The following is a 25,240-nucleotide window of genomic DNA, read 5'->3' on the forward strand; positions in this document are numbered from 1 at the left end:
TGTGGAGCCGGGACGAGCACCGCTGCAGCACCGTCTCCCGTGGATCTCCACTCTGTCCCGTTCGTCGCACCGACCGCCAGCCCTCGTTACGACGTCCGGGATCACGATGTGGTCCCGTTCCGGTGGACGATCATCGTCGCGTCCGACATCCTGGCGCCGGCTCGGACAGGGGGACTCATGCTCGAGATCGACGGGATCTCCAAGCGCTTCGGCTCCACGGTGGCCCTCGACGGGATGACCTTCACGGTCCGCCCGGGCGAGCTCTACGGGTTCGTCGGCGCGAACGGCGCCGGCAAGACGACGACCATGCGCATCGCGCTGGGGGTCCTCGCCGCGGACGCCGGCGAGGTCCGGCTCGACGGCCGCGCGCTCGACGCCGCGTCCCGCCGGCGGATCGGCTACATGCCCGAGGAGCGCGGTCTCTACCCGCGCATGGCCGTCGGCACCCAGCTGCGCTACCTCGCCGAGCTGCGGGGGCGCTCGGCCGCCGACGCCCGCGAGGCCGCCGACCGCTGGACCGACCGCCTCGGCATCGCCGAGCGCCGCGGCGACGAGGTGCAGCGCCTCAGCCTGGGCAACCAGCAACGGGTCCAGCTCGCGGCCGCGCTGGTCGCCGAACCGGAGGTCCTGGTGCTCGACGAGCCGTTCTCGGGTCTCGACCCGATGGCCGTCGACGTCATGAGCGAGGTGCTGCGCGAGCGGTGCGACGCCGGCGCCCCCGTCGTGTTCTCCAGCCACCAGCTCGAGCTCGTCGAGCGCCTCTGCGACCGCGTCGGCATCGTGCGCGCCGGGCGCCTCGTCGCGGAGGGGACCGTCGACGACCTGCGTGCGGCGTCCGCCACCGAGCTCGTCGTCGCCGCCCCGCACGCCCCGGAAGGCTGGGCGGACGTCCTGCCCGGCGTGGCCGCGACCCGCTGCGCCGAGGGCGGGCTGGTGCTGACGCTCGCCGACGGGTCCGAGCAGACGATCACGGCCGTGCTGGACGCGGCCCGGCGCACCGGGCCGGTCCACGAGTTCCGGCGCCGGCGTCCGGCCCTCGCCGAGATCTACCGGGACACCGTGGCCGACCGGCCCGCGGACGTGGCCGCGTGATCGGCTCCCTGCGGCCCGTCGGCCTCATCGCGCGCCGCGAGTTCGTCGCGCGCGTCCGGGGGCGCGCCTTCCTGCTCAGCACCGTCGCCGTCCTCGTCCTGCTCGGTGTCTACGCCGCCGTGGTCGCCACGATCGCGTCGAGCGAGGACACCGCACGGGTCGGCGTGGTCGGGCCGGCGACGGCGCTCACGGGGCCGATCCAGCGTGCGGCGCCGACCGAGGGCCTCACGGTGGCGGTGGTGATGCAGCCCGACGTCGCCGCCGGGGAGGCCGCGGTCCGGGCGGGGGACCTCGACGCTGTGGTCAGCGGCGAGCCGACCCGTCCGCGGGTGTACGTGGAGTCCGAGCCCGAGGCGGACCTGGAACGGACGCTGGTCGACGCCACGTCGTCGCTGGCCCGGGACGCGTACCTGACCGGGAGGGGCGTGGACCCGGGGGCGCTCGACGCGGCGGTCGGCGAGTCGGGGCCCGTCGTCATCGCCGCCGAGCCACCGGACCCGCAGGCCGGGGTGCGCCTGGGCCTCGGCCTCGGCGGGGCGTTCCTGCTCTTCTTCTCCATCCAGACCTACGGCGCGATGGTGGCCCAGGGCGTGGTCGAGGAGAAGGCCAGCCGTGTCGTCGAGATCGTCCTGTCCTCGGTGCGGCCGTGGCAGCTCCTGCTCGGCAAGGTGCTCGGGCTCGGCGGGGTGGGGCTGCTGCAGCTGGTCGTGCTCGGCGGGGCGGGGCTCGCCGTCGCAGGCGTCGCGGGCGTGCTGACCGCCGGGGCGAGCCTGGTGTCGACGATCGTCTCGGTCGTCGTGTGGTACCTGCTGGGCTTCGCGCTCTACGCGACGGTCTTCGCGGCGGCGGGCTCGCTGGTCTCCCGTCAGGAGGACACGCAGAGCGTGCTGTCGCCGATCACGGTCACGGTGCTGCTCGGCTTCGTCGTCGGGTTCAACCTGCTGACCTCCGACCCGCGCGGCACCGCGATCACCGTCATCTCGCTGCTGCCGCCGTTCAGCCCGCTGTTCATGCCCGCCCGCGTCGCCCTGGGTGTCGCGCCGGTGGGCCAGGTGGTGCTGGCCTTCGCCCTCACGCTCGCCTTCACCGCCGCGGTGCTCGCGCTCGGCGGGAAGATCTACGCGAACTCGGTGCTGCGCACCGGGGCGCGGGTGAGCCTGCGCGAGGCGTTGGGACGCGCCCGGACCTGAGCTCCCCGCACCACCACGCCCGTCAGGGCTCGCCAGCGCCCCAACGTGGTGCAAAGATCACGCAATGCACACACGTACCACCGGCCGGGTGGCCGGCGCGATCATCGTCGTGCTCGCGTTCGTCCTCGCCGGCTGTGGTGGCCTCTCCGGCACCGGCCAGCCCCAGGCCTCGGGCGGCAGCCTCGCCGCGAGCGGCATCAACCTCCAGGGCCAGACCTACACCGTGGGCGGCCAGGAGTTCGACGAGCAGCTCCTCCTGTGCAAGATGAGCGTGGCGGCGCTGCAGTCGGTCGGCGCGACCGTCAACGACCGGTGCAACATCACCGGCTCGGCGGCCGCCCGCCAGGCACTGCTCTCCGGCGAGATCGACATGGGCTGGTCGTACACCGGCACCGGGTGGATCACGAACCTGCAGAACACCACCCCGATCCCCGACTCCCAGCAGCAGTACGTGGCCGTGCGCGACCAGGACCTGCAGCGCAACCAGATCGTGTGGACCAACCCCACGCCGTTCAACAACACCTACGCGATCGCGACGACGCGGGCCTTCGCCGACCAGAACAACCTGCGCACGACGACGGACTGGGCGAACTTCATCAACAGCGGCAACCCGCAGGCCACCACCTGCGTCGAGGCCGAGTTCGCGAGCCGCAACGACGGCCTGCCGAACCTGCTCAAGGCCTACGGCGTCACCCGGCCCTACAGCTCGCCGCCGGCCCTGACCGTCCTCGACACCGGCGCGATCTACCAGGCCACCGCCAACGGCGACCCCTGCAAGTTCGGCGAGGTGTTCACCACCGACGGCCGCATCCCGGCGCTGAACCTCGTGTCCCTGGCCGACGACAAGAACTTCTTCCCGAAGTACAACGCGTCGAACACGATCCGGAAGAACGTCGTCGACCGGAACCCCCGCGTCGTCGACGTGTTCAACCAGATCTCGCCGGCGCTGACCGACGACGTCATGCTCCAGCTGAACGGGCAGATCTCCTCGCAGGGCGCCGACCCGGGCCAGGTCGCCGCCCAGTTCCTGCAGCAGCGGGGCTTCATCGGGCAGTAGGTGCGCTCCGCGCATGTGAGCACTTTCGCGTGCTGGGGCACGCGAAAGTGCTCACGAGCGCCGGAGGCGCACCTCAGAGCGCGTTGAAGCGGTCGAGCGCCTCCTGGCGTTCCGCCTTGTGGTCGACGATCGGGTCGGGGTAGTCCGACGGCGGCTCGTCGAGCTTCCAGGGCTGGTGCACCTTCTTGCCCTGGACGTCCGCGAGCTCGGGCACCCAGCGGCGGACGTAGTCGCCCTGGGGGTCGAAGCGCTCCCCCTGGGTCACGGGGTTGAAGACGCGGAAGTAGGGCGCCGCGTCGGTCCCCGACCCGGCGGCCCACTGCCAGCCGTGCTGGTTGGACGGGAGGTCGCCGTCGACGAGCAGGTCCATGAAGTGGGTCGCGCCCCACCACCACGGCAGGTGCAGGTCCTTGACCAGGAACGACGCGACGGCCATGCGCATGCGGTTGTGCATCCACGCCTCGCCGCGCAGCTGGCGCATGGCCGCGTCGATGGCCGGGAAGCCGGTGCGCCCTTCCTGCCAGGCACGGAACTTCTCGTTCGCGGACTTCCCGGTGTCCATCGTGATCCGGTCGAACTTCGGGTCGAAGTTCTCCCGGGCCGAGCGCGGGAAGAACCACAGCACCGACGCGTAGAAGTCCCGGAAGCACAGCTCGTTGCGGTACGACGTCGGGCCCTTCCCCGAGCCGCCGAGGTCCGCGAGCAGCGTGCGCGGGTGGACGACGCCGTACTTGAGGTACACCGACATCCGCGACGTGGCGGGACGGTCCGGGCGGTTGCGCAGGTCGTCGTAGTCGGCGAGGTGCTCGTCGACGAACGCCGCCCACTGGTCCAGCGCGGCACGCTCGCCCGCGGCCGGCAGCTCGGCCTCGGGCGCCTCGTCGTCGGGGACCTTCACCGCCCGCGGCCCGCCGTCCTTCTCCGAGGGGTCCATCCAGGACACGGTCGACGCGTCGGTGTCGGCGGGGGCTCGCCAGCCGTGCTGGGCCCAGGCGCGGCTGAACGGCGTGTAGACCTTGTAGGGCTCGCCGTCGGACTTCGTGATCCGCCCCGGTGCCACGGCGTACGGCGAGCCGGTGCGGACGAGGTCGACACCGCGGTCGGACAGCGCCTTCTCGACGGCCTCGTCGCGCTCCCGGCCGTGGGGACCGTAGTCGGCGGCGACGTGCACGCTGCCGGCCTTCACCGCGCCCGCGAGCTTCGGGATCGCCTCGGCCGGGTCGCCGCGCACCACCAGCAGGCGCCCGCCGAGGGACTCGTCGAGGTCGCGCAGGCTGCGGAAGAGGAAGGTCCGCCGGGCCTTCCCGGACGGCCCGAGGAGCTTCTCGTCCAGCACGAACACCGCCAGCGACCTCGTCGCCCGGGCCGCCGCCTCGGTGAAGATCGGCTGGTCGTGCACCCGGAGGTCGCGGCGGAACCAGACGATGGCCGTGTCCTCGCGGTCGTCACCCATGGAGCACGGCTACCCCGGCCCGACACGCCTACGCCTGGCCGGGCTCACGACGCCGCGAGCTGCTCCAGGGATGCGGTGACCAGCGCGTCGTCGCCCGTGTCGAGCCCGTGGACGACGGCGTAGCAGGGCGCGACGGCATGCCAGTCCCTCGCGCGGTCGCCGAGGTCCGCGCCGTACGCCGCGGCCACCGCGGCCGCGACGTCCGGCGGTGTCCCGAGCAGCGGCCAGACGAGGTCCTTGGCGGGGTCGCCGGCGCGGGCGTCGGACCAGTCGAGGACACCGGTGATCCGGCCGCCGGCGACCAGGACGTGCTCGGCGCGCAGGTCGCCGTGCACGAGCACCGAGGCCGGGGCGTCGCGCAGCCGGTCCAGGCGCGCCGCGAGCGGCCCGGGGTCGGGCAGGCGGGGCAGGACCTCGGCCGCGAAGCGGTCGAAGGCCCGGTCGCGCCACCCCTGCGTCGTCGAGGGGTCCGGGAGCCCGTGGGCCACCGCCTCGGCGAGCGGCACGGCGTGCAGCGCCCGCAGGAACCCGCCGAGGGCGGCGCCCCGGGCGGGATCGGGCGCGTCGAGCGGCTCACCGACGAGCAGCTCGTGGCGCACCACGAGCGGGTCGCGCGCCACCACCCGGACGTCGGGCACCGGCACGGGCAGGCGACCCGCGAGCCACGGCAGCAGCCGCGCCTCGCGAGCCAGCCCCGCCTCGGCCGCGGGCCGGCGCGCGGTGCGCTCGACCCGGCGGCCGTCGACGAGCACGGCGTCGCTGTCCCACCCGGATCCGAGCGGGATCCGGGTGATCAACGGGGACTTCCGACGCCTAGAGGCAGCGAGATACCCGTTCGCTGCACCCGGGGTCTCGCTAGCGCTGGTCGAGCCCGACGTACGAGCGCTCGGTCGGGCCGGTGTAGACCTGGCGCGGGCGGCCGATGCGGGTGTCCGGGTCGTCGATCATCTCGCGCCAGTGGGCGATCCAGCCCGGCAGGCGCCCGATGGCGAACAGGACCGTGAACATCTCGGTCGGGAAGCCCATCGCCTGGTAGATCAGGCCGGTGTAGAAGTCGACGTTCGGGTAGAGCTTGCGCTCGACGAAGTACTCGTCGTGGAGCGCGTACTCCTCGAGCTTCATGGCGATGTCGAGCATCTCGTCGCCGCCGCCGAGCTTCTCGATGATCCCGCGCGCGGTGTCGCGGACGATCGCCGCGCGCGGGTCGTAGTTCTTGTACACGCGGTGGCCGAAGCCCATGAGCCGGACGCCCGGCTCCTTGTTCTTGACCTTGCGCACGAACTCGTCGGCGTTGCCCTCGTTGTCGCGGATGCCCTCGAGCATCGTGAGGACCGCGGCGTTGGCGCCGCCGTGCAGCGGGCCGAACAGGGCGTTGATGCCCGCCGAGATCGACGCGAACAGGTTGGCCTGCGACGAGCCGACCATGCGCACCGTCGACGTCGAGCAGTTCTGCTCGTGGTCGGCGTGCAGGATGAACAGCATGTCCAGCGCCCGGGCGACCTCGGGGTCGATCTGGTACTGCTCGGCAGGCAGGCCGAACGTCAGGCGCAGGAAGTTCTCGACGAGGCCGAGGTTGTTGTCCGGGTACAGGAACGGCTGCCCGATGGAGTTCTTGTACGCGTAGGCGGCGATCGTCGGGACCTTCGCCAGCAGGCGCACGCTCGAGAGGTCGACGTTCGGCTCGTCGAACGGGTCGAGGGCGCGCTGGTAGAAGGTCGACAGCGCGGACACCGCCGACGACAGCACCGGCATCGGGTGCGCGTCGACGGGGAAGCCGTCGAAGAACTTCTTCAGGTCCTCGTGCAGCATCGTGTGCCGCTGGATCTGGTCGGTGAAGGTGTCGAGCTGCTGCTTGTTCGGCAGCTCGCCGTAGATCAGCAGGTAGCTGGTCTCGACGAAGGTCGAGTTCTTCGCGAGATCCTCGATCGGGTAGCCGCGGTACCGCAGGATGCCGGCGTCGCCGTCGATGTAGGTGATGTCCGAGCGGCAGGCGCCGGTGTTCACGTAGCCGGGGTCGAGCGTGATCAGCCCGGTCTCGCCGAGCATCTTCCCGAGCGACACACCGGAGGCGCCCTCGGTCGCCTCGACGATCTCCATCGTGTGCTCGCCGCCCGGGTACGACAGCGTGGCGGTGCGCTTCTCGGTGTCCTCGCTGGCCATCGGCGTCAGTACCTCTCGCGCTCGTCGGCGGGAGGGGCGGCCCGGCCGCCGGGGGGTCTCCCCGCGGCGCGCTCCCGCAGCAGTCGGGGTCGTACGAGCGCGAACCGTAGTCCCCTCGCGGTCCGCGCCGCATCACGAGCGGCGGCGTCGAGCGGCGTGGTGCGTGTCACTGTGTGACAACCACGTTACGAACGGTGGATCGCCTGACCGTCGAGCTCCGCCCGCCAGGGGGGCTCCGCGCCGGCCCGTGACACCGTCCAGGCGGCCGCGCGGGCGGCGAAGCCCAGGGCGTCGGCCCAGGCCTCCGCGTCGAGGCGGGCGACCGCGTCGCGGGAGAGGGCGTCGTGGTCGGCGAGCCACCCCAGGAGCGCCGCGTGCACGCTGTCGCCGGCGCCGATGGTGTCCACGAGCGGGCCCACGGAGTCCGCCGGCGTCGACACCACGCCGCCGCCGCGGGTGTACGCGGTCAGCCCCTCGCCGCCGCGGGTGAGCACGACCGCGCCCGCCCCCGCGTCGAGCACGTCCGCGGCCGTGCGGCCCCAGCGCTCGGCGTCCTCGTCGGAGAGCTTGACGACGCCGGCCACGGCCGCGATGCGGTCGAGGCGCGCGACGACGGCGCCGGGGTCGTCGACCAGCCCCGGTCGCAGGTTCGGGTCGAGGCTCACGAGCCGCCCGCGGGCGGCCTCCCGCTCGGCGAGCGCGGCGTAGCGGGACGCGCCCGGCTCGAGCACCAGCGAGAGCGTCCCGACCGCCACCGCCGCGGTGTCGTCCGGCAGCTCGCCGGGGGCCTCGACGAGACGGTCCGCGGTGCCCTCGACGTGGAACGTGTAGCGGGCCGCGCCGTCGGCGCCGAGGGTGACGACCGCGAGCGTCGTGGGCTCCGGCCCGCGCTGGAGCAGTGCCGTGTCGACCCCGTTGCCCTCGAGGCGGGCCGCCAGCGCGTCGCCGAACGGGTCGGTGGAGAGCCGCGTCAGCATCGTCGTCGGCACCCCGAGGCGCCCCAGCCCGACCGCGGTGTTGAACGGGCCGCCGCCCAGGCGCGGAGCCAGCGGGCGCAGGGCGGGGTCACCCTCGTGATGGTCGGGCGTGGGCACGAGGTCGACGAGGGCCTCGCCGCCCACCACGACGCGGCCGGTCACGCCGCTTCCCCGTCGCGGGCCGTGATCCCCCACCGCACCGTCCACGTCTCCCCCGGCGCCAGGACCCGCAGGTCGGTGCCGGAGTTCGCGGCGTCGGCCGGGCACGTCATGGGTTCGACGGCGACCGCGCGACCCCGCCCGGCGAGGTCGTCGGGGGTGAAGACCATGACCCAGCGGATCGACGCGTCGCCCCGGAGCTCGGTGGCCCGGCCGTCGGGGGCGGTGAGCACGCCGAGGACGCCGTCGGGCCCCGGTGCGGCGCCGAAGCACGTGTCGAGGCCCAGGTCGCCGACGCGGCGGCCGCCGCGCAGGTCCTCGCCGGGCTCCACGGGGCGCACCGCGGTGGGGATCATGTTCTCGTCGGTGTCGACGATCCGGTCGGCGGCGAGGGCGAGCGTGCAGTCGGCGGGGGCGGCGTCGCCGGCGCGCAGGTAGGGGTGGGTGCCGATGCCCGCGGGCACGTCGTCGGCGCCGGTGTTGGTCAGCGCGTGGGCGACCGCGAGGCCGGCCGGCTCGACGACGTAGGTGGTCTCGACGTGCAGCGGCCCGGGCCAGCCCCACGCGGCCTCGACGTCGGCGGCGAGCGTCACCCGGTCCTCGGCGCGGTCGACGACGTCCCAGGGGCGGCGCCGCAGCAGGCCGTGGATGGCGTTGCCGCGCGCGGCCTCCGTGGCCTCGAGCTCGTAGGTCCGCCCGCGCCAGGTGTAGGCCGCGCCGGCGATCCGGTTCGGCCAGGGCACGAGGACCCCGCCGGCGCCCATGGGCGGCGTCGCGTCGGCCTCGAAGCCCTCGACGCGGGCCCGCCCGTCGACCGCGAGGGCCCGCAGGCCGGCGCCCACGCCCGTGACGACCGCGCGCGTCGGGCCGGCGACGAGGTCGATCTGCTCGCCGGTCGGGTGCACGGCGGAACACGCTAGCGGGTGTGACGATCGTTTGACGTCTGCGCGCGTCCGGTTTGGGACGTCCGGCGCAGCGGTCACAGTGACCGACATGACGAGCGAGAGCGCGCGCCCGCCGAAGGTCGTCATCGTGGGCGGGGGGTTCGCCGGCTTCCAGGCGGCCCGGTCGCTGGCGAGGCGCATGGGAGACGGCGTCGACATCGTCCTGGTCAGCCCGACCAACTACTTCCTCTACCTGCCCCTGCTGCCCGAGGTCGCCTCCGGGATCCTCGAGCCGCGCCGGATCTCCGTCGCGCTCGCCGCGGCCCTGCCGCCGTGCGTCCGGCACGCCCCCGGGGAGGTCGACGAGCTCGACCTCGACGACCGGCGGATCGGGTGGCTCGACCCCGAGGGCGTCCACCACGACACGACCTGGGACCGCCTGGTGATCGCGGCCGGCAGCGTGCACAAGGTGCTGCCGGTGCCCGGGGTCACCGAGTACGCGCAGGGCTTCCGCGGCGTCCCCGAGGCGCTCTACCTGCGCGACCACCTCATCCGCCAGGTCGAGCTCGCGGCCGTGTGCGACGACCCGGACGAGCGGGCGGCGCGGCTGACCACCGTGGTGGTGGGCGGCGGCTACACCGGCACCGAGGTCACCGCCCAGGGCTTCCTGTTCACGCAGGAGCTCGCGCGCAGCCGCGGGCTGTCCGAGGTGCCGCGCTGGGTGCTCGTCAGCCGCGGGGAGATCCTCGCCGGGCTCGCCGGTCACCTCAGCCGGACCGCGGACCGTGTCCTGCGCGACCGCGGCGTCGACGTGCGCACGCACGAGGAGGTCGAGGAGGCCACCGGCGACGGCGTGCGGCTGTCGTCGTCGGGCGAGCACATCCCGACCCGGACGCTCCTGTGGTGCGTCGGCGTGCGGCCGGACCCGTTGATCGACGACCTCGGGGTGGAGGTCGACCAGGGCCGGATGGTCACCGACACCGACCTGCGCGTGCCCGGCCACCCGCACGTCTTCGCCTGCGGAGACGCCGCCGCGGTGCCCGACCGGGCGCGTCCCGGCGGGTACACCGCGATGACCGCTCAGCACGCCGAGCGCCAGGGTCGCCTGGCCGGGCGCAACGTCGCCGCCTCGCTCGGGAGGGGACGCGTGCGGAAGTACAAGCACCGCGACCTCGGCTTCGTCGTCGACCTCGGGGGGTTCGACGCGGCGGCCAACCCGCTGGGCGTGCGCCTCACGGGCAAGCCCGCCCACGTCGTCGCCCGGGGCTACCACCTCATGGCGATGCCCGGGAACCGCGTCCGCACGGCCGTGGACTGGCTGCTCGACGCCCTGCTGCCGCGCCAGACCGCCCAGCTCGGGCTCGTACGATCGCCCTCGGTCCCGCTCGACTCCGCGTCGCCCGAGGTGCCGCAGCACGGGCTCGGCTTCCCGCACGCGGCGCCGCCGGGGGCGTCTCAGTCCTCCCGGGAGCGCCCGGGCGGGTCCGCGGAGGCAGCGTCCCCCGATGCGTCGTCGGGGGACGCGTCGGGGGGCGCCGGGTCCGGTGCGATGTCACCCGCCAGCGGGGCCCGGTAGCGCCAGAACACCGGGAAGATCGCCACCACGGCGACCGTCAGCACGACGACGCCGATGCCGCCCACGAACGTGGCGGCGCCGGTGCCCCAGGCGTCCGCGGCCGGGCCGTGCCACAGGTCGCCGAGACGCGGGCCGCCGGCGACGACGACGGTGAACACGCCCTGCATCCGCCCGCGCATCTGGTCGGTCGCGACCACCTGCAGCATCGTCTGCCGGAACACGGCGCTGACGAGGTCGGCGGCGCCGGCCACCGCGAGGCACGTGACCGCCAGCCAGAGGATCGAGGTCAGGCCCGACAGCGCGACGCCGACGCCCCAGAGGCAGACCGCGACCGTCACGGCCACGCCCTGGCGCCGGATGCCGTGCAGCCGCCCGGAGAACAGGCCGCCGAGCGTGGCGCCGATCGCGATCGAGGCGAACAGCCAGCCCAGCGCGGTGCCGCCGCCGGGCGGGTCGCCGAACACCGTCACGGCCGCCTCGGGGAAGACGGCCCGGGGCATGCCGACCGCCATCGCCACGGTGTCGACGAGGAAGGACACCAACAGGACCTGGCTCATCCCGATGTAGCGGAAGCCCGCGAGGACGTCGGCGAACCCGGCGCTGCGCCGGACCGCCGCCACCGCGCCGCGCAGCCCGCCCGGACCGTCCCCGACGGGCAGGCGCGGCAGCAGGAACGCCGCCCAGATCGACGCGATCAGGCAGACGGTGTCGACGATGTAGAGCGTCCCGACCGACGTGAACGTCAGCGCGACGCCGGCGATCAGCGGGCCCGCGATCGAGCCGAGCTGCGTGACGGTGAACAGCAGCGTGTTCGCCGCCGGCAGCTCGTCGTTCGGCAGGATCCGGGGCAGCACGGCCGCCCGCGTCGGCTGGTTGATCGCCAGGAAGGCCGTCTGGATCGCGAAGAGGATCAGGACCTCCCACGGGCCGCCGAGACCCGTGATCGCGGCCAGGCCGAGCAGCAGCGACGTCACCGCGATGCCCGCGCCGGTGACCACGAGCAGCCCGCGGCGGTCGACCGCGTCGGCGATCGCCCCGCCCCACAGCCCGAAGACGATCAGCGGGACGAGGCCGAACAGGCCGGTCAGGCCGACCCACGCCGACGACCCCGTCAGCTGGTAGAGCTGCGTCGGGACCGCGACGACCGTGAGCTGCGCGCCGACCACCGTGACGATCGCGGCGATCCAGAGCCGCCGGAACGCGGGTGTGCGCAGTGGTGTGGTGTCGGCGAAGAGCCCCGATAGTCCTCTGGCCACGAACCGCGATCCTGCGCCCTCACGGCGCCAGGCGCTCGACCACCCATCCCGGATCGGTCCGCCGGAAGCGCATCCGGTCGTGCATCCGGTCGGTGCGGCCCTGCCAGAACTCGACGTGGGTGGGCCGGATCAGCCAGCCGCCCCAGTGTGGCGGCGGAGGGATCTCGTCGTCCCCCGAGAAGCGCTCGGTGACGGCGGCGAGCAGGTCGTCGAGGGCGGCCCGGTCGCGCACGACCCGCGACTGCGGCGACGCCCAGGCCCCGAGCTGCGACCCGCGCGGACGGGTGCGCCAGTAGGCGGCGGTGTCCTCGCGGGGCAGCCGCTCGACGGTGCCGATCACGGTCGCCTGCCGTTGCAGGGCGATCCACGGGAAGGTCGCGGACACCTGGCGGGTCTGGTCGATCTGGTGGCTCTTCTCCGAGGTGTAGTTGGTGAAGAACGTGACCCCGCGCTCGTCGACGTCCTTGGCGAGCACCGTGCGGGTGGTCAGCCGGTGCTCCTCGTCGCCGGTGGCCAGCACCATCGCGTTGGCGTCGGGCAGCCCCGCCTCCCGGGCGGCGCCGATCCACCCGAGGAGCTGCTCGTGCCACGTGGGAGCGAGGTCGGCGGCGTCGAGGGTCGCCGACCGGTAGTCCTCGCGCATCGCCGGCAGTTCCGTCGTCACACGGCCTCCTCTCGTGTCCGTTTCCCGCCGCACCGTAGGCATCCCCGGCGTCCCCCGACAGGTCCCGACCTGGGGGTGAGCAGCGACACAGGCCCGCGCGTTGTCCGCGGACGGTCCGCGGAGCACGTTGTGGGTCGGGCCCCGCGGACCCCGCCCCACCCCGGCGGGGACGACGGGCCCGTCCGGGCAGCGGGGCCCGACCGGGACCCGCGTCGCGACGAGGAGGTCCCCCATGAGCATCGCCGCCGTTCCTCCGCCGCCCCCGGGGTTCTCGCCCGGCCTGGAGGGCGTCGTCGCGTTCCGCACGGAGATCGCCGAGCCCGACCGCGACGGGGGCGCCCTGCGCTATCGCGGCGTCGACATCACCGACCTCGTCGGTCACGTGGGGTTCGGCGAGGTGTTCGGGCTGCTCGTCGACGGCGACCTGGGCCGTCCGCTGCCCCGGGAGGAGCCGGACCTCGAGCCGCCGTTCAGCGGCGACGTCCGCGTCGACGCCCAGGCCGGGCTCGCGCTGCTCGGGGCCCGGTGGGCCCTGCCGCCGCTGCTCGACGCGACCCCCGAGCGCGCCCGCGACGACCTCTCCCGCAGCGCGGCCGCGGCGCTCGCGCTCGTGGCGCGGTCGGCGCGCGGCTCGGGGGTGGCGGCGGTGCCCATCTCCACGCTGGACGCGATCGATGACCCGGTCGAGCGGTTCCTGGTCCGCTGGCGCGGGGAGGCCGACCCGACCCACGTGCGGGCCCTCGACGCGTACTGGGTCAGCGCCGCCGAGCACGGGCTCAACGCCTCGACGTTCACCGCCCGCGTCGTCGCGTCGACGGGTGCCGACGCGGCGGCGTCCCTGTCCGCCGCCGTCGGCGCGATGTCGGGACCGCTGCACGGCGGCGCCCCGGCCCGGGTGCTGCCGATGATCGCCGAGGTCGAGCGCACCGGCGACGCCGACGCCGTCGTGCGCGGCATCCTCGACCGCTCCGAGCGCCTCATGGGCTTCGGCCACCGCGTCTACCGCGCCGAGGATCCCCGCGCCCGTGTGCTGCGTCGTGTGGCGCGCGACCTCGGTGCGCCCCGCTACGAGGCCGCCGCGGCGCTGGAGACGGCGGCGCTCACCGTGCTGCGGGAGCGCCGCCCCGACCGCGCGATCGAGACGAACGTCGAGTTCTGGGCGGCCGTCATGCTCGACCTCGCCGGCGTCCCGGCCGCGATGATGCCGGCGATGTTCACGTGCGCCCGCACGGCCGGCTGGGCCGCCCACGTGCTCGAGCAGCGCCGCACCGGGCGCCTCGTGCGACCCTCGGCGCAGTACATCGGCCCGGCACCTCGGGCCGTCGACACGGTGGCGCGCTCGGCCTGAGGCTCCCGGGCGCGTCGCGCACCGTGGCGTGCGGCCGACGTCGACGAGGTGCTCTCGATCATGGATGACCCGTACGAGGTCCTCGCGGAGGCCTACGAGGCGCACACCGCGGTTGCTCCGTACAACGCGCTCTACGAGCGGCCGGCGCTGCTCGCACTGCTCGGCGACGTCACCGGGCGCGACGTGCTCGACCTCGGGTCCGGGCCCGGTGTGCTGGCCGCGGCCATGGTCGATGCCGGCGCGCGCGTCACCGGGCTCGAGCGCAGCGCGGCGATGGTGCGGATCGCGACGGCACGGCTCGGCGACCGCGCGGTCGTGCACCGCCACGACCTGACCGAGCCCCTGCCGGTGGGGCACGCGTCGGCGGACGTCGTCGTGGCGGGTCTCGTGCTGCACTACCTGGGGGACTGGGCACCGCTGCTCGCCGAGGTCCGGCGGGTCCTGCGTCCCGGCGGGCGGTTCGTCGCGTCCGTGCACCACCCCTTCGCCGACCGCCGGGTGCGGACCCTCGAGGAGCGCGGTCCCTACCTCGAGAGCCACACGCTCGCCGAGCGCTGGTCGATGGACGGGCACGCGGCGATCGTGCGCTTCTGGCACCACCCGCTCGGGCGGATGGCCGGGTGGATCACCGGGGCCGGGTTGGAGCTCACCGATCTCGTCGAACCGCGGCCGGTCCCGGAGATGGCGACCACGCACCCCGAGGTCTTCGCGCGCCTGTCCGACGAGCCCGCGTTCCTGCTGGTGGAGGCGCGGGTGCCGGGGTGATCGTGGTGGCTTTCCTGGCGTTGAGTGCCAGCGTGGACGCCAGGCTGGCACACCCCGCGCAGTGGCCCAGGCGACAGCACGAGGGCGCGGTCCTTGGGAGGATGCCCCGGTGACCACGTCGACCGACACGCTGCAGATTCCCGCCGAGCTCCTGCCCAGTGACGGGCGGTTCGGATGCGGACCGTCGAAGGTGCGCCCCGAGCAGCTCGCCCGTCTCGCCGAGGCCGGCGACGTCATGGGCACGTCGCACCGCCAGAAGCCGGTCAAGTCGATCGTCGGGCGGATCCGCGCGGGACTGCGGGACCTGTTCTCGCTGCCCGAGGGCTACGAGGTCGTGCTCGGCGTCGGCGGCACCACCGCGTTCTGGGACGCCGCCGCGTCCGGACTGGTGCGCGAGCGCAGCCTCCACCTCACCTTCGGCGAGTTCTCCTCGAAGTTCGCCTCGGTGACCACGGGCGCGCCGTTCCTCGCCGACCCGATCGTCGTCTCCGCCGACCCGGGCAGCGCCCCGGAGCCGACCTCCGACCCGAGCGCGGACCTCATCGGCTGGGCGCACAACGAGACCTCGACCGGCGTCGCCGTCCCGGTGACCCGGCCCAGCGGCTCGGGCGACGCGCTCGTCGCGATCGACGCGACCTCCGGCGCGGGCGGGCTCCCGGTGCAGATCAGCGAGTCCGACGTGTACTACTTCGCGCCGCAGAAGTGCTTCGCCGCCGACGGCGGGCTCTGGATCGCGATCATGTCGCCGGCCGCCCTCGAGCGCGTCGAGCAGGTCGAGACCGACAAGCCGGGCGGGCGCTGGATCCCCGAGTTCCTCTCGCTGTCCACGGCGCTGGACAACTCCCGCAAGGACCAGACCTACAACACCCCGGCGGTGGCGACCCTGCTGCTGCTCGCCGACCAGATCGAGTGGATGAACGCCGGCGGCGGGCTGGACTGGGCGACCGGGCGCACGAAGGACTCCTCGAGCCGGCTCTACGACTGGGCGGAGTCCTCGGCGTTCGCCACCCCGTTCGTCGCCGACCCGAAGCACCGCTCGCAGGTCGTCGGCACGATCGACTTCACCGACGACGTCGACGCCGCCGCGATCGCCGCGACGCTGCGCGCCAACGGCGTCGTCGACACCGAGCCGTACCGCAAGCTCGGGCGCAACCAGCTGCGCGTCGGGATGTTCCCGGCCGTCGAGCCGGACGACGTCACCGCGCTGACCCGCTGCATCGACTGGGTCGTCGAGCGCCAGTCGTGAGCTTGCTGCTCCGAACGGGCTAGGTTCCAGGGCCGAGGTGCGCCCCGCCCGTGTCCACCGCCTACCGAGACGACGGACACGGGCGGCGCGCCTCCCTCGTCCGAGGAGATCCGTGACCTAGCGTCGGTCGGCGAGCACCGAGTCCCACCTGACATGCGGGACGAGGGCCGCGAGCCGACGGGGAGGCCTGATGCGTCAGCTGCGCGTCGTCGGCCTGGGTGACGACCACGAGACGGTGATCCTCGAGGACCCGATCCGCCACGAACGCTTCGCCGTGTCCGGTGACGAGCGGCTGCGGGCGGCCGCCCGCGGTGACGTCCGCAGGCTCGGGCAGATGGAGATCGAGGTCTCCAGCCCCCTGCGGCCCCGGGACATCCAGGCGCGGGTGCGGGCCGGCGAGTCGGTCGACGAGGTCGCCGCCGCCGCCGGCGTGAGCACCGCGCACGTCGAGCGGTTCGCCTACCCGGTGCTGCTCGAGCGGGCCCGGGTCGCCGAGATCGCCCGCCGGGCGCACCCGGTGCTGCCCACCGACCCGACGCGCACCGACGGCCGCACGCTCGGGGAGATCGTGTCCGCCACGTTCGTCGCCCGCGGGCAGGACCTCGAGGACGCCCGCTGGGACGCCCACAAGGGCGACGACTCCCGCTGGGTCGTGACGCTGGCCTGGCAGGCCGGCCGCTCGGACAACACCGCGCGCTGGTGGTTCAAGCCGGGCGCCTCCGGCGGCGTCGTCGACCCGCGCGACGATCCCGCCCGCGAGCTGCTCGGGCAGGACCCCGTCGGCGGGCCGCGTCGTGTCGACGCGCCGGCGCCCACGGTCACGCCCGAAGCCCCCGCCGAGGAACCGGCGGCGGAGGAGCACCCGGAGACCCTCGAGGAGACGCCCGCCCTGGCCGTCTCCGGCGACACCGCCCCGGCGCGCCGCGCCCCAGGGTCCGCACACACCTCCTCGCACACCTCCGGACATGCCTCGGGCCACGCGAGCTCGGGGCCGTCGGCGACGCGCCGGGCCGAGCGCGGTTCGGCCCGGCGCGGCGCACGACCGCCGCGCGGTACCGGGACGTCGCCCGCGGTGCCGGGTGCCCCGGACGACCCGGTCCCCGCGCCGCGCACCGAGCGTCCCGCGGGTCCCGAAGCGCCGTCCGAGCAGGCCGCCGACACCGGCGCGGCCGCGGCCGCGGCCGGCGAGGGCAGCCGGCGCAGCAAGCGCTCGCACCCGATCGTCCCGTCCTGGGAGGACGTCCTGCTGGGCACGCGGTCGCCCCGCAGCTGACGACGGCGTGCCGCGACGACACAGCGCGCGGTCGCCGCTCGGCTGAACTACCGGAACGCCGCGACCGCCAGGAACACCAGCGCGATGCCGGTGCCGGCGAAGGTGCCGTAGACCGCCCAGCGCCAGGTCGGGACGCGGCGGTTGAGCCACAGCGCCGGCACGAGCCCGGCGACCACCGCGGCGTCCACGAGGAGCCCGATCACGCCGAGCCCGGTGATCAGCGGGGCGGCGAGGGCGAGGTTCGCCAGCATGACGACGCCGGCCACGAGCGCGGTGAGCAGCAGCCCCACGCCCCACGGGGTCGGCTCGGCGGCCGCCGCGTCCGGGGTCAGGGGGGTGCCGTCGACGGCGACGGCGGGCGTGTCGCCGGTGCCCGCCTCGCCGTTGCGGACGGGCAGCACGGGCATCGGGGGCGGGTGCGGGGTCCGGGTCACGGCGCGCAGCGCCACGCGGAACCCCGTCACGGGGTCCCGGTAGTCGACGGGCGCGGCGAGCTCGACCGAGAGCCGCGCCGCGAGCCGGCGGCCGCGGCGGCTGATCGCGTCGATCGCGGGGTCCGGGCCGCCCGGTCTGCCCGGTCTGCCCGGTCCGCCCGGTCCGCCCGGACCGCCGGGGCCGACCGGGGTCGAGGCCGCGATCCGTGCCCACTCCTGCAGCGCCTCGACGAGATCGGGCGGCAGGCCCCAGGTCCGGCCGTCGGTCCCCCCGCCCAGCGGCACCCCGGCGACGATCGCCCGCCCCTGCTCGGCCCGCAGCTCCACGACCTTCACCGCGCACCACCGCCGGCCGCGTGGAAGGCCACCGCGGCCGCCGTGGCCACGTTGAGCGAGTCGACGTCGCCGGCCATCGGGATGCGCACCCGGACGTCCGCCGCGGCGAGGGCCTCGGCGGACAGGCCGGGGCCCTCGGCGCCGAGCAGGAGCGCCAGGCGCTCCGCGTCCGCCGAGGCCGCGAGGGCCCGGCCGTCGCCGGCCGGGGTGAGGGCGGCGAGGGTGAAGCCGGCGCCCCGCAGCGCGGCCACGGCGTCGTCGAGCCCGCAGGTCGCGAACGGCACCCGCAGCACGTGGCCCATGGAGACGCGCACGCTGCGACGGTAGAGCGGGTCGGCGCACCCCGGGCCGACCAGTACCGCGTCGACCCCCAGGGCGGCGGCGTTGCGGAACAGGGCGCCCAGGTTCTCGTGGTCGTTCACGCCCTCGAGCAGCGCGACCCGGCGGGCGCCGGCGAGCAGGGCGGGCAGGTCGGGCGCCGGCGCGCGGTCCGCGCTGGCGAGCACCCCCCGGTTGAGGTGGAATCCCACGACGTGCGCCATCGTGTCCGCGTCCGTGACGTAGGCGGGCACGTCCGCGTCGGTGAGGTCCGCGGCCAGGTCCTCGATGCGCCGGGCGACGCCGAGCAGGGCGCGGGGCGGGTAGGGCGAGGCCAGCAGCCGGCGCACCACCACCGTGCCCTCCGCCAGGACGAGCCCGCGCCCGCCGGGGCGGTCGGGGCGGCGGTCGGCGCGGGCGAGGTCGCGGAAGTCGGCGAGACGCGGGTCCGCCGCGTCCTCGACCTCCACCACACGCGCCACGTGCGTATCGTTCCAGCCCCCGTGGCGCGGCCCGTGAGCCGGGCGGGACCCCGGTGTGGTGTGAGCCTCCCCCGTCGGGGCACCCGGCAGCGGGCACCGCGCGGGGAGACTGGCGGACGCCCGTGACAGAGGGCGAGGGACCGCGGACGGAACTCCCCGGAAGGGCCCGGGGACGTGGGAGGCTGGGGCCGTGAGCGAGATGCGGGTGGTCGGCGTGCTGGCCGTGGACGACGCGACGCAGCAGGGCGGCGGATCGTCGGGCACGGGCGAGAGCCGGCACCCGGTCGTGCTGCTGCAGGAGACCGAGGGCAAGCGGTGCCTGCAGATCTGGATCGGGCTGGCCGAGGCCGAGGCGATCGCCCTGGAGCAGCAGGGCAGGCTGCCCGAGCGCCCGCTGACGCACGTGCTGATCTCCGACGTCGTGTCCGCGCTCGGCAGGCGCCTGGAGCGCATCGAGATCACCGAGGTCCGCGGCGGCACCTTCTACGCCGACCTGGTGTTCGACCGTGGCCTGCGCGTCTCCGCACGTCCCAGCGACTCGATCGCCATCGCGCTGCACGCCGACGTGCCCATCCACGCGACCGAGGGCGTGCTCACCGACGCCGGCGTGGTGGTGGAGGACGACGAGACCGAGGACGCCGCCGCCGGGGGCGGGGCCGCGAGCAGCGACGACGACGAGGTCGACCGCTTCCGCGCGTTCCTCGACAACATCTCGCCGGAGGACTTCGGACGAAGCGGCTGACGCCCTCGCGGATCTCGTGGGTGAGAGGTCACCGCCGGTCGCCCAGCGGTTCGCTCCCGTCGTGCCCTACGCTGAACGGACGCTTTCCGCGGGCGGACGGCGTTCGCGGCTGGCGTGTCCCCGCGGGCTGTGTCAGCGTGACCGCTCGTCGGGGTTCGCGTGAGGTGCCGTGACGTCGCCCGCGAGGCGCCGCGCGGTGGTCGGGTCGGATCGTGGACGGGAGCCGGTCGGGTAATGGGCCAGCACCTCACCGCGACCCTCTTCACCGCCTCGGACCAGGCCCGGTACCGCCATCGCATCCACCGCTGCCTCGAGGCGTTCGGCCGGATGGTCAGCGAGGGCCGGTTCGCCGGGGCGGAGCCGAGCACCGGGGTCGAGATCGAGCTCGCCCTGGTCGACGAGGACATGCGCCCGGCGATGCTCAACCACGCCGTGCTCGACCGGTCCGCCTCCGACGTCCTGACCTCCGAGCTCGGCCGGTGGAACCTCGAGATCAACCTGCCGCCGCGGCTGCTGCCCGGCGCCACCGCCCGCGACCTCGAGCGGGACGTCCTGGGCGCCGTCACGACGGCGGCCGACTGCGCCCGCCCGGTCGGGGCGCGCGCGGTGACGATCGGCATCCTGCCCACGCTCGCGGCCGAGCACCTCGCGTCCGACCAGCTCACCGAGGACCCGCGCTACGCCCTGCTGAACCGGCAGATGCTCACCGCGCGCGGCGAGCCGTTCCGCCTCGACATCACCGAGCCGCCGGCGTCGCGGCACGGCCCGGCCGACGGCGCGCCCGCCGAGCACCTCGTCCTCGACGTCGACTCGATCGCCCCCGAGGCCGCCTGCACCTCGCTGCAGCTGCACCTCCAGCTCACCCCCGAACACTTCCCGGCGTACTGGAACGCCGCCCAGGCCGTGGCGGGCCTGCAGGTCGCGGTCGCGGCGAACTCGCCGTTCCTGCTCGGGCGGCGGCTCTGGGCCGAGACGCGGGTGCCGCTGTTCACCCAGGCCGTCGACACCCGGCCCGTCGAGCTGCGCAACCAGGGGGTCCGCCCGCGGGTGTGGTTCGGCGACCGGTGGGCGCAGTCGGCCTACGACCTGTTCGAGGAGAACGTCCGCTACTTCGGCGCCCTGCTCCCCCTGGCCGAGGACGAGGACCCGCTCGCGGAGCTCGACGCCGGCCGCGCCCCGAGCCTGCAGGAGCTGCGGCTGCACAACGGCACGGTGTGGCGCTGGAACCGCCCGGTGTACGACGTCGCCGACGGCGTCGCGCACCTGCGCCTCGAGAACCGCGTGCTGCCCGCCGGGCCGACCGCGGTCGACGCCGTCGCCAACGCGATGTTCTTCTACGGCGTCATCCGGGCCCTCGCCGAGTCCGACCGGCCGCCGTGGCAGCTGATGTCGTTCGACGCCGCCGAGGCCAACTTCACCGCCGGCGCCCGCCACGGGATCGAGGCCGCCCTCTACTGGCCCGGCGTCGGCACCGTGCGCGCCGACGAGCTCGTGCTGCGCCGCATGCTCCCGCTGGCGCAGGAGGGGCTCGCGTCCTGGGGCGTCGACGGCGCCGCGATCGACCGCTACCTGGGGATCATCGAGCAGCGCTGCGTGCGCCGGCGCACGGGCGCCACCTGGCAGGTGCGGGCCGTCGCCGACGCCGAGGCCCGCGGGCTCGACCGGGGCAACGCGGTGATGACGATGATGCGCGGCTACCTCGAGGGCATGGAGGCCAACGAGCCCGTGCACGAGTGGCCTGGCATCTAGGCGGGCTTCACCGCGCGGTGGAACACCACCCGGCCGAGCCGCCGGGAGCGGTGGGTCACGGCGTCGACGCCCGTGAACCCGGCCTCGGCCAGCATCGTCGTGAGGTCCCGGGCGTCGACGAGGTGCGGTGACGCCGCGGCCCCGTGACCGTGGCCGTGATCAGCACCGTGCCCGTGTCCGTGGTCGTGGCCGGGCGCGTGGCGGGCGAACAGCCCGACCACGCCGGGCTCCGAGGCGTCGGGGTCGGAGAGGTGCAGGCTCCCGCCGGGCGCGAGGACGCGGTGGACCTCGGCGAGCATCGCGCGCTGCTGGTCCGGGGGCAGGTGGTGGAACATGAACGACGACAGCACCCGGTCCACCGAGCCGTCGGGCTGGGGCAGCCGGTCGGCGTAGCCGCGCTCGAGGTGCAGCGTGGCGCCCTGCCGGGCGGCCTTGCGGGCGGCGAGCTCGAGCACCGCCGGGTCGGGGTCGAGGCCCACGAACGTGGCGCCGGGCGCGACGCGCGCGGCGAGCAGGAGGACCTCCCCGGTGCCGACGCCGATCTCCAGCACGGTCTGCCCCGGCGCGAGCCCGGCCTGGGCGACGAGCTGCCAGTGCACCGGCCGGGCGCCGAGGAGGCGGGTGAACGTGTCGTAGAAGGCCACCGGCATGCCGTTGCCGACCGCCGGCAGGAACGGGCGCTCGGTGGACGGGGACTCGGTCACGGCGCGGACCTCCTGGGACGAACATCGGTGGACCACTCCACGGTGCTGGTGCGCCGACCAGGCGACAAGGGACGATCCACGGTCGTGACGGGACGGAACGTGGATGCCGCCGCGCGCGTCCCCCTGATCGGGTTCCCGCGCCTGCCCGGGACGCCGCCGGTGACGGTGGAACGGTGGACCGGGCCGCTGTCGCACCGCGGGCCGTCGGCGCGGGGGACGCACGCCCACGACTTCCTCGTGCTGCTCCACGTCGAGCGCGGCCACGGTCCGATGCGCGTGGACGACCGCGCGTTCGACCTCGGTCCGGGCGACGTGCTCCTCATCGCTCCCGGCGCCGTGGTGACGCCCCCGGACGCGCGGGCCCCGGACGACGGCGCGACGTGGGCGGTGTTCTTCCCGGTCGACGCCGTGGACCCCGCGGGCGGTGCGCCCCTCGTGTCGTGGCGGGCGCACCCCCTGCTCGCCCCCTTCGCCGGCGGGCACGGCGGCGCCCAGAAGCTCGCGGTGCCGGCGGCGGAGCGTTCCGCCTGGCGGGCGGAGCTCGAGGCCCTGGCCACGGAGCTGGCCGAGCGCCGCGACGGGGTCGGCGAGGCGGTGCGGGCGCACCTGACGCTGCTGCTCGTGCGGCTGGGGCGCCTCGAGGTGGACGTCCCGGGGGCGCTGGCGGACCGCCCGGTGCTCGCCGCGGTGTTCGACGCCGTCGAGCGGCGGTTCGCCGAACCGATCACCCCGCAGGACGTGGCGCGGGAGGTCGGGCTGACGCCGGGCCACCTCACGACGCTCGTCGGCCGCGCGACCGGCCGGACCGTCGGGCAGTGGCTCACCGAGCGACGGATGCGCGAGGCGCGCCGCCTGCTGGTGACCACGGACCTCACCGTCGCGGCCGTCGCGGGCCGCGTCGGGTACCGGGACCCGGGCTACTTCGTGCGCCGCTTCCGCCGCGAGCACGGCGTGCCGCCCCAGGGCTGGCGGCTCGGCGCCTCCGGCATGTGAGCAGTTCGGCCCGCTATGACGCGCCGAACTGCTCACGAGCGCGGGAGCGCACCGCCCAGAGCCCCGCCACCACCGCGGCCAGGGCCGAGAGCGCGCCCCCGAGCCACAGGGGCGCGCGGCCGCCGAACTCCTCGGCGAGCCAGCCGAGCGCGGGTCCGCCCAGGGGCGTGCCGCCGAGCATCACGAGCATCCACAGACCCATGACGCGCCCGCGGACCGACTCGTCGACCCCGAGCTGCACCGCGGCGTTGGCCGCGCTGGTGAACAGCAGCTGGGCCGCGCCGGTCGGCACGAGCAAGAGGGCGACGAGCGCGTAGGTGGGCATGAGCCCGGCCGCGACCTCGCAGAGGCCGAAGACGACGCCGGCGACCACGACCGTCCGGAGCCGGGGCCGTCCGACCCGCCGCGCCGCGGTGAAGGCCCCGAGCAGGCAGCCGACGGCGAGCGACGAGGTCAGCAGGCCGTAGGACTCCGCGCCGCGGCCGAAGACGTTGCGGGCCATGAGGGCCAGCGTCACGAAGAAGTTGATGCCGAGCGTCGAGACGAAGAAGGTCAGCACCAGCAGGAGCACCACGTCGGGGTGGCGGCGCACCTCACGCAGCCCGGCCCGGACCGCGCCGCGCTCCCGGGGCGCCCGCGCGTAGGCGAACATCTCGGCCGGCCGCATCATCGCGAGTCCGGTCAGCACCGCCGCGAACGTGATCGCGTTGAGCAGGAACACCCAGCCGGTGCCGACGCCGGCGATCATGAGTCCGGCGACCGCGGGCCCGAGGACGCGCGCGGTGTTGAAGGTCATCGAGTTCAGGGCGACGGCGTTCGCCAGCGCGCCCGAGCCCACCATCTCGCCCGCGAACGACTGCCGCACCGGCCCGTCGAGGGCGGAGAAGACGCCCAGCAGCACGCACAGCACGTAGACCTGCGTGAGCGTCACCGCGCCGGAGACGTCGAGCAGCCCGAGCACGAGGGCGCAGACGCCCATGGCGATCTGCAGCGCCATGAGCAGGCGGCGCTTGTCGTAGCGGTCGGCGATCGCGCCGCCCCACAGCGAGAGCAGCAGCGTCGGCCCGAACTGCAGCGCCGCCGCGACGCCGAGGGCGATCGGGCTGCCGCCGGAGAGCTCGAGGACCAGCCAGTCCTGGGCGACGCGCTGCATCCACGTCCCGACCAGGGAGACGACCTGGCCGGAGGCGAAGAGGCGGTAGTTGCGGACCCGCAGGGCGGCGAACATGCCGCCGGAGCGTTCTGGGGACCGCTGCGTGGGGGCGGTGTCGACCTCGCTCACCGGGGTCCACCGTCGCACGCCACTCTCGTGAGCTTACCTAACGACTTCGGGGCCGGCGGTGTCAGCGAAGTGCCGTTGCGGACACTCAGCGTCCGTGACGGCACTTCGCTGACCACGCCGCGCGCGGTCAGGGCTTGGTGTCCTCGAGGGCGAAGCCGATGTTCAGGGTCACCTGGAAGTGCCCGACCTCACCGTTCTCCACGTGGCCGCGGATCTCGGAGACCTCGAACCAGCTGACCTGACGCAGGCTCTCCGAGGCCCGGCGCACGGCGCCGCGGATGGCCTCGTCGACGCTCTCGCTGGAGGTCCCGACGACCTCGGTCTTCCGGTAGATGTTGTCCGCCACCCGGGGGCTCCTTCGCTTGGTCGGCGTGCTTCTCCCCGAACCGGTACCCGTTCTCCGGCGGACGCCCACGTGACGCCCGCCCGACGCCGGCCCGCACCTCAGCGCGGGCGGACGTGGTCGACGGCAGCGCCGAGAGCGAGGGACAGGACGTGGAGGTCACGGTGGAGGCGGGCGAGCATGAGCCCGCCCTGGACGGCGGCGAGCACCGCCACGGCCATGTCGCCGGCGTCCCGGTTCGCGTCGACGGTGCCGGCGCGCTGTCCGGCGGCGAGCAGCGCGGCGATGCGGTCCTGCCACCGCGCGAAGGCCGCCGCCTGGTGCTCGCGCCACCGCGGCTCGGCGTCGACCTGTCCGCTGAACACCCCGAGGGGGCAGGCGAAGGGACCACCCCCGTCGCGGTGCAGCTCGAACAAGGACCGCGCCCACGCCCGGACGTCCGCGCCGGCGAGCGCCGGCTGGGCGGCGAGCACCCGCTCGAGCTGGCGGTCGATCACGGCGAGCACCAGGTCGGACTTGCCGCCGAAGTAGTGGTAGAGCTGCGACTTCCCGGTGCCGCTGGCGGCGAGGACGTCGCCGACGCCGGTCGCGGCGATCCCGCGCTCGTGCATCAGGTCGGCGGCCGCGTCGACGATCGCGTCCCGCGTCCGGCGGCCGCGCGCCGTCGGCGGCGTGCCCGGACGTGCGTCCTGCGTCGTCACCCGTTCGCCCTCGTCGCCACGGCAGCGATTGTACCGATAGGTACAGTCTGCGCTAG

Annotated in this window: 23 protein-coding genes and 1 pseudogene; 11 read left to right on the forward strand and 13 right to left on the reverse strand. The window is 74.9% G+C overall.

Features of this window, described 5'->3' with window-relative positions:
* The first annotated feature begins 177 nt into the window (after positions 1–177).
* From ACR9E3_RS19390 to ACR9E3_RS19400, 3 genes are all read left to right on the forward strand, one after another.
* Positions 178–1,092 carry an ABC transporter ATP-binding protein gene (locus tag ACR9E3_RS19390; protein WP_460382151.1) on the forward strand — a complete coding sequence of 305 codons (915 nt, stop codon included), beginning with the start codon at positions 178–180 and terminating at the stop codon, positions 1,090–1,092.
* Positions 1,089–2,282 carry an ABC transporter permease gene (locus ACR9E3_RS19395; protein ID WP_460382152.1) on the forward strand — a complete coding sequence of 398 codons (1,194 nt, stop codon included), beginning with the start codon at positions 1,089–1,091 and terminating at the stop codon, positions 2,280–2,282. Before ACR9E3_RS19390 ends, ACR9E3_RS19395 begins: the two co-directional genes overlap by 4 nt.
* Before the next feature lie 64 nt (positions 2,283–2,346).
* The gene (locus ACR9E3_RS19400) at positions 2,347–3,339 is read left to right on the forward strand and encodes a glycine betaine ABC transporter substrate-binding protein (RefSeq protein ID WP_460382153.1); all 993 of its coding nucleotides are present in this window, start codon (positions 2,347–2,349) and stop codon (positions 3,337–3,339) included.
* 73 nt (positions 3,340–3,412) lie between these two features.
* Here the strand turns inward: ACR9E3_RS19400 and ACR9E3_RS19405 are convergent, their stop codons facing one another.
* The 5 genes from ACR9E3_RS19405 to ACR9E3_RS19425 all read right to left on the reverse strand — a co-directional run bounded on the left by ACR9E3_RS19405 (position 3,413) and on the right by ACR9E3_RS19425 (position 8,993).
* Positions 3,413–4,792, reverse strand: coding sequence for a cryptochrome/photolyase family protein (locus tag ACR9E3_RS19405; protein ID WP_460382154.1), 1,380 nt, complete (start codon positions 4,790–4,792; stop codon positions 3,413–3,415).
* Between the two features lie 44 nt (positions 4,793–4,836).
* Positions 4,837–5,589 (reverse strand): phosphotransferase, encoded by a 753-nt coding sequence (locus tag ACR9E3_RS19410; protein WP_460382155.1) that lies wholly within the window; start codon positions 5,587–5,589, stop codon positions 4,837–4,839.
* Positions 5,590–5,647: 58 nt separating this feature from the next.
* Positions 5,648–6,952, reverse strand: coding sequence for a citrate synthase (locus ACR9E3_RS19415; RefSeq protein ID WP_460382156.1), 1,305 nt, complete (start codon positions 6,950–6,952; stop codon positions 5,648–5,650).
* Between the two features lie 185 nt (positions 6,953–7,137).
* Positions 7,138–8,091: a carbohydrate kinase family protein gene (locus ACR9E3_RS19420; RefSeq protein WP_460382157.1), complete on the reverse strand. Its 954-nt coding sequence runs from the start codon at positions 8,089–8,091 to the stop codon at positions 7,138–7,140.
* The gene (locus tag ACR9E3_RS19425; RefSeq protein ID WP_460382158.1) at positions 8,088–8,993 is read right to left on the reverse strand and encodes an aldose 1-epimerase family protein; all 906 of its coding nucleotides are present in this window, start codon (positions 8,991–8,993) and stop codon (positions 8,088–8,090) included. Before ACR9E3_RS19425 ends, ACR9E3_RS19420 begins: the two co-directional genes overlap by 4 nt.
* Positions 8,994–9,081: 88 nt before the next feature.
* On the opposite strand from ACR9E3_RS19425, the gene ACR9E3_RS19430 reads away from it, so the two are divergent.
* Complete coding sequence (locus ACR9E3_RS19430; protein ID WP_460382159.1) at positions 9,082–10,548, forward strand: NAD(P)/FAD-dependent oxidoreductase; 1,467 nt, start codon at positions 9,082–9,084, stop codon at positions 10,546–10,548.
* On the opposite strand, the pseudogene ACR9E3_RS19435 reads toward ACR9E3_RS19430, so the two are convergent.
* Both ACR9E3_RS19435 and pdxH read right to left on the reverse strand, forming a co-directional pair.
* A pseudogene (locus ACR9E3_RS19435) lies at positions 10,533–11,804 on the reverse strand (MFS transporter); the annotation flags it as partial. The gene ACR9E3_RS19430 and the pseudogene ACR9E3_RS19435 sit on opposite strands and share 16 nt — an antisense overlap.
* 19 nt (positions 11,805–11,823) lie before the next feature.
* On the reverse strand, positions 11,824–12,510 hold the full coding sequence (pdxH, locus tag ACR9E3_RS19440; protein WP_460382160.1) for a pyridoxamine 5'-phosphate oxidase: 687 nt from the start codon (positions 12,508–12,510) through the stop codon (positions 11,824–11,826).
* Positions 12,511–12,700: 190 nt separating this feature from the next.
* Here pdxH and ACR9E3_RS19445 point away from each other — a divergent pair, with 190 nt between their 5' ends.
* From ACR9E3_RS19445 to sepH, 4 genes are all read left to right on the forward strand, one after another.
* Positions 12,701–13,816, forward strand: coding sequence for a citrate synthase 2 (locus tag ACR9E3_RS19445; RefSeq protein ID WP_460382161.1), 1,116 nt, complete (start codon positions 12,701–12,703; stop codon positions 13,814–13,816).
* Positions 13,817–13,876: 60 nt separating this feature from the next.
* Positions 13,877–14,581, forward strand: a complete 705-nt coding sequence (locus ACR9E3_RS19450) for a class I SAM-dependent methyltransferase (protein WP_460382162.1) — start codon at positions 13,877–13,879, stop codon at positions 14,579–14,581.
* Positions 14,582–14,690: 109 nt separating this feature from the next.
* Complete coding sequence (gene serC / locus ACR9E3_RS19455) at positions 14,691–15,827, forward strand: phosphoserine transaminase (RefSeq protein ID WP_460382163.1); 1,137 nt, start codon at positions 14,691–14,693, stop codon at positions 15,825–15,827.
* Between the two features lie 190 nt (positions 15,828–16,017).
* Positions 16,018–17,100, forward strand: a complete 1,083-nt coding sequence (gene sepH, locus ACR9E3_RS19460) for a septation protein SepH (protein WP_460382164.1) — start codon at positions 16,018–16,020, stop codon at positions 17,098–17,100.
* Positions 17,101–17,147: 47 nt separating this feature from the next.
* Here the strand turns inward: sepH and ACR9E3_RS19465 are convergent, their stop codons facing one another.
* Both ACR9E3_RS19465 and ACR9E3_RS19470 read right to left on the reverse strand, forming a co-directional pair.
* The gene (locus ACR9E3_RS19465) at positions 17,148–17,870 is read right to left on the reverse strand and encodes a DUF2537 domain-containing protein (protein ID WP_460382165.1); all 723 of its coding nucleotides are present in this window, start codon (positions 17,868–17,870) and stop codon (positions 17,148–17,150) included.
* A complete protein-coding gene (locus ACR9E3_RS19470; RefSeq protein ID WP_460382166.1) occupies positions 17,867–18,670 on the reverse strand; it encodes a TrmH family RNA methyltransferase in 804 nt (267 codons plus the stop codon). The genes ACR9E3_RS19465 and ACR9E3_RS19470 overlap by 4 nt, the downstream gene beginning before the upstream one ends.
* A 190-nt stretch (positions 18,671–18,860) precedes the next feature.
* Here ACR9E3_RS19470 and ACR9E3_RS19475 point away from each other — a divergent pair, with 190 nt between their 5' ends.
* Entirely contained in the window at positions 18,861–19,412 is a 552-nt protein-coding gene (locus tag ACR9E3_RS19475) for a bifunctional nuclease family protein (RefSeq protein ID WP_460382167.1), read from the forward strand.
* A 234-nt stretch (positions 19,413–19,646) separates the two neighbouring features.
* Positions 19,647–21,161 (forward strand): glutamate--cysteine ligase, encoded by a 1,515-nt coding sequence (locus ACR9E3_RS19480; protein ID WP_460382168.1) that lies wholly within the window; start codon positions 19,647–19,649, stop codon positions 21,159–21,161.
* Here the strand turns inward: ACR9E3_RS19480 and ACR9E3_RS19485 are convergent.
* Complete coding sequence (locus ACR9E3_RS19485) at positions 21,158–21,865, reverse strand: class I SAM-dependent methyltransferase (protein ID WP_460382169.1); 708 nt, start codon at positions 21,863–21,865, stop codon at positions 21,158–21,160. The genes ACR9E3_RS19480 and ACR9E3_RS19485 overlap by 4 nt on opposite strands.
* An 84-nt stretch (positions 21,866–21,949) precedes the next feature.
* Between ACR9E3_RS19485 and ACR9E3_RS19490 the strand changes: the two genes are divergently transcribed.
* Complete coding sequence (locus tag ACR9E3_RS19490) at positions 21,950–22,858, forward strand: AraC family transcriptional regulator (protein ID WP_460382170.1); 909 nt, start codon at positions 21,950–21,952, stop codon at positions 22,856–22,858.
* 13 nt (positions 22,859–22,871) lie between these two features.
* Here the strand turns inward: ACR9E3_RS19490 and ACR9E3_RS19495 are convergent, their stop codons facing one another.
* From ACR9E3_RS19495 to ACR9E3_RS19505, 3 genes are all read right to left on the reverse strand, one after another.
* Complete coding sequence (locus ACR9E3_RS19495; protein WP_460382172.1) at positions 22,872–24,140, reverse strand: MFS transporter; 1,269 nt, start codon at positions 24,138–24,140, stop codon at positions 22,872–22,874.
* A 127-nt stretch (positions 24,141–24,267) separates the two neighbouring features.
* Entirely contained in the window at positions 24,268–24,486 is a 219-nt protein-coding gene (locus tag ACR9E3_RS19500; RefSeq protein WP_285650546.1) for a dodecin, read from the reverse strand.
* 98 nt (positions 24,487–24,584) lie between these two features.
* Positions 24,585–25,184, reverse strand: a complete 600-nt coding sequence (locus tag ACR9E3_RS19505) for a TetR/AcrR family transcriptional regulator (RefSeq protein WP_460382174.1) — start codon at positions 25,182–25,184, stop codon at positions 24,585–24,587.
* Positions 25,185–25,240 lie beyond the last annotated feature (56 nt).

Source organism: Actinomycetospora sp. C-140, assembly GCF_054796175.1.

What these genes read in the sequence shown, in the direction of transcription:
- ACR9E3_RS19390 (WP_460382151.1), top strand. Translation starts at nt 178, where the DNA reads ATGCTCGAGATCGACGGGATCTCCAAGCGCTTCGGCTCCACGGTGGCC.
- ACR9E3_RS19400 (WP_460382153.1), top strand. Translation starts at nt 2,347, where the DNA reads ATGCACACACGTACCACCGGCCGGGTGGCCGGCGCGATCATCGTCGTG.
- ACR9E3_RS19405 (WP_460382154.1), bottom strand. Translation starts at nt 4,792, where the DNA reads ATGGGTGACGACCGCGAGGACACGGCCATCGTCTGGTTCCGCCGCGAC.
- ACR9E3_RS19415 (WP_460382156.1), bottom strand. Translation starts at nt 6,952, where the DNA reads ATGGCCAGCGAGGACACCGAGAAGCGCACCGCCACGCTGTCGTACCCG.
- ACR9E3_RS19430 (WP_460382159.1), top strand. Translation starts at nt 9,082, where the DNA reads ATGACGAGCGAGAGCGCGCGCCCGCCGAAGGTCGTCATCGTGGGCGGG.
- pdxH (WP_460382160.1), bottom strand. Translation starts at nt 12,510, where the DNA reads ATGCCTACGGTGCGGCGGGAAACGGACACGAGAGGAGGCCGTGTGACG.
- ACR9E3_RS19445 (WP_460382161.1), top strand. Translation starts at nt 12,701, where the DNA reads ATGAGCATCGCCGCCGTTCCTCCGCCGCCCCCGGGGTTCTCGCCCGGC.
- ACR9E3_RS19450 (WP_460382162.1), top strand. Translation starts at nt 13,877, where the DNA reads ATGGATGACCCGTACGAGGTCCTCGCGGAGGCCTACGAGGCGCACACC.
- sepH (WP_460382164.1), top strand. Translation starts at nt 16,018, where the DNA reads ATGCGTCAGCTGCGCGTCGTCGGCCTGGGTGACGACCACGAGACGGTG.
- ACR9E3_RS19480 (WP_460382168.1), top strand. Translation starts at nt 19,647, where the DNA reads ATGGGCCAGCACCTCACCGCGACCCTCTTCACCGCCTCGGACCAGGCC.